This is a genomic window from Cesiribacter andamanensis AMV16 (assembly GCF_000348925.1).
Taxonomy (GTDB): Bacteria; Bacteroidota; Bacteroidia; order Cytophagales; family Cyclobacteriaceae; genus Cesiribacter; species Cesiribacter andamanensis.
Genome location: NZ_AODQ01000002.1, coordinates 90,778 through 97,959 on the forward strand (window position 1 = coordinate 90,778; position 7,182 = coordinate 97,959).

The window sequence follows — 7,182 nt, forward strand, 5'->3', positions numbered from 1 at the left end:
GCTGCTCTCATCTTACTTCTATCTTCTTACTTCTTACTTCCTAAAAATAACTACCAAAATCTATATGAAACGAACCATCAACAAAGTCACCGTATTGGGTTCCGGGATCATGGGCTCCAGGATTGCGGCGCATTTTGCCAACATCGGCGTAAAAGTACGCCTGCTGGATATTGCCCCCTTTGAGCTCACAGAAGAGGAACAGAAAAAGGGACTGAGCCTGGACGATCCACGCGTTAAGGGACGCATTGTGACCCAAAGCTGGCAAAACACCTTAAAAGCAAACCCGCCTCGCTCTACCACGAAAGCTTTGCCGGGCGCGTAACGCTGGGCAACTTCAAGGACAATATGAAGGACATCGGCGACAGCGATTGGATCATTGAGGTGGTGGTAGAAAACCTCAAGATCAAGAAGCAGGTGTTCGAAGAGGTAGAAAAGTACCGCAAAAAGGGCACCCTCATCACCTCCAACACCTCTGGCATCCCCATCCATTTTATGCTGGAAGGCCGCTCCGATGATTTTGCGCGCTACTTCTGCGGCACGCACTTTTTTAACCCACCCCGCTACCTGAAGCTGCTGGAGATCATTCCCACCCCCAAGACCGACCCTGAAGTAACCGACTTTCTGATGCGCTACGGCGCTCACTACCTGGGCAAAACCACCGTACTGGCCAAAGACACCCCTGCCTTTATTGCCAACCGCGTAGGCATCTACTCCATCATGAAGGTGGTGGAAACCATGCAGAAGCTGGACCTGAACGTGGATGAGGTGGATAAGCTGACCGGCCCGGTGATTGGCCGCCCCAAATCGGCCACCTTCCGCACCTCTGATGTGGTAGGCCTGGATACGCTGGTAAAAGTAGCCAACGGCCTCTACGAAGGCCTTCCCCAGGACGAGCAGCGCGATATTTTTAAGCTGCCTGCCGAAGTAAATGCACTGGTAGAGCGCAAGTGGCTGGGCGACAAAACCGGCCAGGGCTTCTACAAAAAGACCAAAGGCGCCAAGGGCCAGACCGAGATCCTGACCCTGGACCTGAAAACCATGGAGTATGGCGAAAAGAAGAAGGCTTCGTTCGCCACCCTGGAGCAAACCAAACCCATTGAGAACCTGAAGGAGCGCATGCCCGTGCTGCTGAGCGGCAAGGACAAAGCCGGCGAATTCTACCGCCACAGCTTCTACGGCCTTTTCCAGTACGTAAGTAACCGCATACCCGAAATTGCCGACGAGCTCTATAAAATAGACGATGCCCTGCGTACCGGCTTTGGCTGGCAGCTGGGCCCCTTTGAGGTTTGGGATTCGCTGGGGGTAGAAAAGACCGTTGCCAAAATGGAGGAGATGGGCTACAGCCCCAACCCCTGGGTGCGCGAAATGCTGCAGGGGGGAAATACCACCTTCTACAAGACCGAGGGCGGCCGCAAGCTGTACTATGATATCCCAAGCAAGAGCTACAAAGGCATTCCCGGCACCGAAGACTTTATTCTGCTGGATACGCTGCGCAGCACCCAAAAACTATGGGGCAACAGCGACGCCACCGTATTTGACCTGGGCGATGGCATCCTGAACCTGGAGTTCCATTCCAAGATGAACACCATGGGCGCCGGGGTGATCGAAGGCATCAACCGCGCCATCAGCATGGCCGAAGAAAGCTACCGCGGGCTGGTAATCGCCAACGAGGGCGCCAACTTCTCGGCCGGCGCCAACCTGGGCATGGTCTTCATGTACGCCATCGAGCAGGAGTTTGATGAGATCGACTTTATGGTGCGCCAGTTTCAGCAAACCATGATGCGCGCCCGCTACAGCAGCATTCCCGTGGTGGTAGCCCCCCATGGCATGACCCTGGGCGGTGGTTGTGAGCTTACCATGCATGCCGACCAGATCGTGGCCGCTGCCGAAACCTACATTGGCCTGGTTGAGGTAGGCGTAGGCCTGCTGCCGGGCGGCGGCGGCACCAAAGAAATGACCCTGCGCGTAAGCGACAAGCTGGAGAGTGGCGATGTGGAGTACAATGCCCTGCAAAATGCCTTCATGAACATTGCCACGGCCAAGGTAGCCACCTCTGCCTATGAGGCTATGGACATGAACATCCTGCGCAAGAAAGACCGCATTGTAGTTAACAAGGACCTGCAGATTGCCTCCGCCAAGGCGGCAGCCCTGGCCCTGGCCGAAGCCGGCTATGTGCAGCCTATCCAGCGCACCAACATCAAGGTGCAGGGCAAGGGCGGCATGGCCCTCTTCCTGGCCGGTATCCACGGCATGCGGGTAGGCAACTACATCTCCGACCACGATATGAAGATTGCCATGAAGATTGCCAATGTAATGTGCGGCGGCGACCTCAGCTACCCCCAGGAAGTAAGCGAGCAATACCTGCTGGACCTGGAGCGCGAAGCCTTCGTCAGCCTCTGCGGCGAGCGTAAAACGCTGGAGCGGATCCAGAGCATTATTCAGGGGGGGAAACCACTTCGCAATTAGAAGTAAGAAGTTAGAAGCAAGAAGTAAGATTGACAGCTATGAAGAATCACAATTTTAGAAACTTGAAAGTTTGGCAACAATCAATAGAATTGGTTGTGGATGTTTACAAACACTCCAAACACTTTCCTAAAGAAGAAATGTTTGGTCTAACTTCTCAAATACGTCGTAGCGCCGTATCTGTTCCTTCTAACATTGCCGAAGGCTCCGCTAAAAGTTCAGAAAAGGATTTTGCGCGTTATCTGGAAATCAGTATGGGATCAAGCTATGAAGTAGAAACGCAGCTGATCATTGCCAACAGACTATCCATGCTCCCCTCAAAGGAATTTGATCAAATGATCGATGATATCCATGAGGTCCAAAGAATGATCGCTGGTTTGTCCAAAAGTCTTTCTTCTAACTTCTAACCTCTTACTTCTTATTTAACACATCTAACATCTAAAAAGAATGAACGCATATATAGTTACAGGATATAGAACAGCGGTGACTCGGGCCAAGAAGGGCGGGTTCCGCTTTACGCGTCCCGACGATCTGGCCGCTGATGTGATCAAGCACCTGGTGCAGCAGACCGGCATCGATCCCAAGCAGGTAGACGACCTCATTGTGGGCAATGCCGTGCCCGAAGCCGAGCAGGGCATGCAGATGGGCCGCATGATTGCCCTGCTGGCGCTGCCCATGGAAGTACCTGGCATGATCATTAACCGCTACTGCGGATCGGGCATCGAGGCCATCAATATTGCCGCTGCCCGCATCCATGCCGGAGGCGCCGACTGCATCATTGCCGGCGGTACCGAAAGCATGTCCATGGTACCCATCATGGGCTACCGCACGGCGCTCAACTACAAAATTGCCAAGGACTTCCCCGACTACTACACCAGCATGGGCCTTACGGCCGAGCACATTGCCACCGACTTTAACATTACGCGGGAAGACCAGGACAAATACGCCCTGGAAAGCCACCAGCGGGCGGTAAAGGCCCAGCAGGAAGGCAAGTTCAGGGACGAGATCCTGCCCATTACGGTAGAAGAGACCTACCTGGACGAGAACATGAAGAAAAAGACCCGCTCCTATACGGTCTCTGAAGACGAAGGCCCGCGCCCCGATACCAGCATGGAAGTACTGGCCAGCCTGAAACCCGTCTTTAAGATGGGTGGCTCGGTTACGGCCGGCAACTCTTCGCCCACCAACGATGGCGCCGCCTTTGTAATGGTGGTGAGCGAGCGCTTTCTGAAAGAAAACAACCTGACCCCCAGCGCCCGCTTTGTGAACTATGCCGCCGCCGGGGTAGACCCGCGCATCATGGGCATAGGCCCGGTAGCCGCCATCCCCAAAGCGCTGAAGCTGGCCGGCCTGAAGCAAAGTGATCTGGACCTGATCGAGCTCAACGAAGCCTTTGCCGCCCAGGCCCTGGCCGTAGCCCGGGAGCTTGACCTGGACTTCAGCCGCCTGAATGTAAATGGCGGGGCCGTAGCCCTGGGTCACCCCCTTGGCTGTACCGGCGCCAAGCTTAGCATCAGCATGATCAACGAAGCCAAGCGCCGCGGCAATGCCAAATGGGGAATGGTCACTGCCTGCGTAGGCGGCGGCCAGGGCGTAGCGGGGATCTTTGAATTTTTGTAAGAGAGGCAAGAAATTAGAAGTAAGAAGCAAGAAGGCATACTTTAATTACCTGCCTCTTACCATCCCTCTTACTTCTTTCTTCTTACCTCTTACTTCTTATCTCTAAATACTCAATACTACTTATATGGAAGCCACACAACAAAAAGACGCGATCAAGGGCGGCGAGTTCCTCATTAAGGAAACGCCTGCCGAGCGTGTATTCATTCCCGAGGAATGGAGCGAAGAGCAGCGCATGATCGCCCAGACCTGTAAGGATTTTCTGGAAACCGAGATCTACCCCCGCCTGGAGGAGATCGACTCCATGAAGCATCCCGAGCTGATGCCCAGCCTGCTGGACAAAGCCGGTGAGCTGGGCCTGCTGGGCACCTCCGTACCCGAGCAGTACGGCGGCTTTGGCATGGATTTTAACACCTCCATGCTGGTAGCCGAGGTAACCGGCGCCGGCCACTCCTTTGCCGTGGCCCTCTCGGCCCATACCGGCATTGGCACCCTGCCCATTCTGTACTATGGCAATGAAGAGCAAAAGGCCAAATACCTGCCCAAGCTGGCCACCGGCGAGTACAAGGCGGCCTACTGCCTTACCGAGCCCGACAGCGGCTCAGATGCCAACAGCGGCAAAACCAAGGCCGTGCTGAATGCCGAAGGCACGCATTACATCATCAACGGCCAGAAAATGTGGATCACCAACGGCGGCTTTGCCGATGTCTACATTGTATTTGCCAAGGTAGATGATGATGAGAACCTGAGTGCCTTTATTGTAGAAAAGAGCTTTGGCGGCATTACCATGAATGAGGAAGAGAAGAAAATGGGCATCAAAGGGTCCTCTACCCGCCAGATCTTCTTCAACGACTGCCCGGTGCCCAAAGAGAACATGCTATCCGAGCGGCAGAATGGCTTTAAGATTGCCGTAAATATCCTCAACATTGGCCGTATTAAGCTGGCCGCCGCTGCCTTTGGCGCCTCCAAGGCCGTTATTGGCAATGCCGTGCGCTATGCCAATGAGCGCCGTCAATTTGGCAAGGCCATCTCCAATTTTGGCGCCATCAAGTACAAGCTGGGCGAAATGGCCGCCCGTACCTATGCCTCCGAATCGGCAGGCTACCGGGCCGGCCAGAACATTGACGATACCTACGCAGCCCTGCGCGCCGGGGGTATGGATGAGGCCCAGGCCAAGCTGAAATCCGTAGAGCAGTTTGCCATTGAGTGCGCTATCCTGAAAGTGCATGGCTCCGAGGTGCTGGATTATGTGGTAGACGAAGGGGTGCAGATCTATGGCGGCATGGGCTACTCGGCCGATGCACCCATGGACCGTGCCTACCGCGATGCCCGCATCAACCGCATTTTTGAGGGCACCAACGAGATCAACCGCATGCTCACCATCGACATGATCATGAAGCGCGCCATGAAGGGCGAGATCGACCTGATGAGTGCTGCCATGGCCGTGCAGAAAGACCTTACGTCCATCCCCGACTTTGGGGCACAGGAAGAAGAAGGCCTTTTTGTAAAAGAGAAAAAGGTGCTGCAAAACCTGAAAAAAGCAGGCCTGATGATAGCCGGTGCCGCCGCACAGAAATTCATGCAGAAGCTGGGCCACGAGCAGGAGATCCTGATGAACCTGGCTGATATGCTCATCCACGGCTATGCAGCCGAATCGGCCCTGCTGCGGACCGAGAAGCTGGCGGGCATGCGCGGCGAAGAAGCCGTAGCCGCCCAGATCGACCTTACGCGCATTTACCTGCACCATGCGGTAGAAGAAGTGGCCCGTGCCGGTCGGGAAGCCATCTACTCCTTTGCCGAAGGAGATGAGCAGCGCCTGATGCTCATGGGCCTGAAGCGCTATACGAAGATCGAGCCCTTCAACCTGAAAGAAGCCCGCCGCCGCATTGCCGATATCCTGATCGAGAAGAACGACTATCCCTTCTGATCCATCACACACCATGTATCTGTATAGAAACCCCCTGCCAGCGTTGGCAGGGGGTTTTTGTTTATAGGATTACCCCCTTAACGGGTCTCTCTTTGTGCTTCCTATGAGTAGCGTATAGGGAAGACTAGCATCCTTTACTTCTTCAGCAGGGGGAAGGCCCCTAAACATTTTGAAATGTTTAGCACTTATTCTTAAAGGTGAAACATCTTTATGGAAGAAAGCAGAAATCTGGGCGACATACTGGGAAGCTACTGGCAGGGATTTTTAGAGGTACTGCCCCGTCTGGCCATGGCGGTGCTGGTGATTGTGATTGGCATTCTCATTGCAGGATTCATCAGCCGCTTTCTGCGCCGCCGGCTGGAGGGGCGCATGGATGACCCCCTGATGGGCCGCTTTATTGCCAACCTGCTAAAGACCGCCCTTATTATAGTAGTATTGATGCTGGGGCTGCAGGCAGCCGGGCTCAGTGGGGTGGCCGGTGGCCTGCTGGCGGCTGCCGGAGCTACTACCGTAGTGCTGGGCTTTGCCTTTAAAGACATTGGCGAGAATTTTCTGGCCGGCATTATCCTGGCCTTTAACCGCCCCTTTCAGATTAATGACGCCATAAAAGTGGGTGATATCTTCGGCAAGGTAAAGGCCCTGGACTTCCGCTATACCCATATCAAGTCCTTTGACGGGCGGGATGTGTTTGTGCCCAACGGTACACTGCTGCAGGAACCGGTAGAAAATTACACCCGCGATGGCTATTTCCGAATGGATTTTATTGTAGGCATCGATTATGATGATGATGTGGAAGGAGCCAGTGCACGTATTCTCTCCACCATCCGCCAGGACGGGGAAGTGGTAGCGGAGGCCCCTCATGAACCCTTTGTGGTAACCGAAGAGCTGGCAGCCAGCACCGTAAACCTAAAGGTCTATTTCTGGGTGAATACTGATGATTACCGCAAGGGTTCCCTGGAAACCAAGGGCCGTGTAATGCGGCAGGTGAAAAAGCGGTTGCTGGAAGAGGGCTATGGGCTGCCGGCCGACATCCGGGAAATCAAATTTTATGGGGGTGCGCCCTTCCCCATTCAGGGCCAAAAAGAAGAAAAGGGCAAAAGCCAAGACCATTAAGCGCTTAGCTTTTTCTGTGATTTCAAAATAATATGTGCGCTATGTAAGGTTTTTGTAAAACT

General features: G+C 54.3%; 4 protein-coding genes and 1 pseudogene. All 5 read left to right on the forward strand.

The window, feature by feature from the left end:
- Positions 1 to 64 precede the first annotated feature (64 nt).
- The 5 genes and pseudogenes from ADICEAN_RS00820 to ADICEAN_RS00840 all read left to right on the forward strand — a co-directional run bounded on the left by ADICEAN_RS00820 (position 65) and on the right by ADICEAN_RS00840 (position 7,120).
- A pseudogene (locus tag ADICEAN_RS00820) lies at positions 65 to 2,466 on the forward strand (3-hydroxyacyl-CoA dehydrogenase/enoyl-CoA hydratase family protein).
- 38 nt (positions 2,467 to 2,504) lie between these two features.
- Positions 2,505 to 2,870, forward strand: coding sequence for a four helix bundle protein (locus tag ADICEAN_RS00825; RefSeq protein ID WP_009193591.1), 366 nt, complete (start codon positions 2,505 to 2,507; stop codon positions 2,868 to 2,870).
- A 40-nt stretch (positions 2,871 to 2,910) separates the two neighbouring features.
- A complete protein-coding gene (locus ADICEAN_RS00830; protein ID WP_009193592.1) occupies positions 2,911 to 4,083 on the forward strand; it encodes a thiolase family protein in 1,173 nt (390 codons plus the stop codon).
- A gap of 124 nt (positions 4,084 to 4,207) precedes the next feature.
- Positions 4,208 to 6,007 (forward strand): acyl-CoA dehydrogenase family protein, encoded by a 1,800-nt coding sequence (locus tag ADICEAN_RS00835; RefSeq protein ID WP_009193593.1) that lies wholly within the window; start codon positions 4,208 to 4,210, stop codon positions 6,005 to 6,007.
- Between the two features lie 210 nt (positions 6,008 to 6,217).
- Complete coding sequence (locus ADICEAN_RS00840) at positions 6,218 to 7,120, forward strand: mechanosensitive ion channel family protein (RefSeq protein ID WP_009193594.1); 903 nt, start codon at positions 6,218 to 6,220, stop codon at positions 7,118 to 7,120.
- The last annotated feature ends 62 nt before the right edge of the window (positions 7,121 to 7,182 follow it).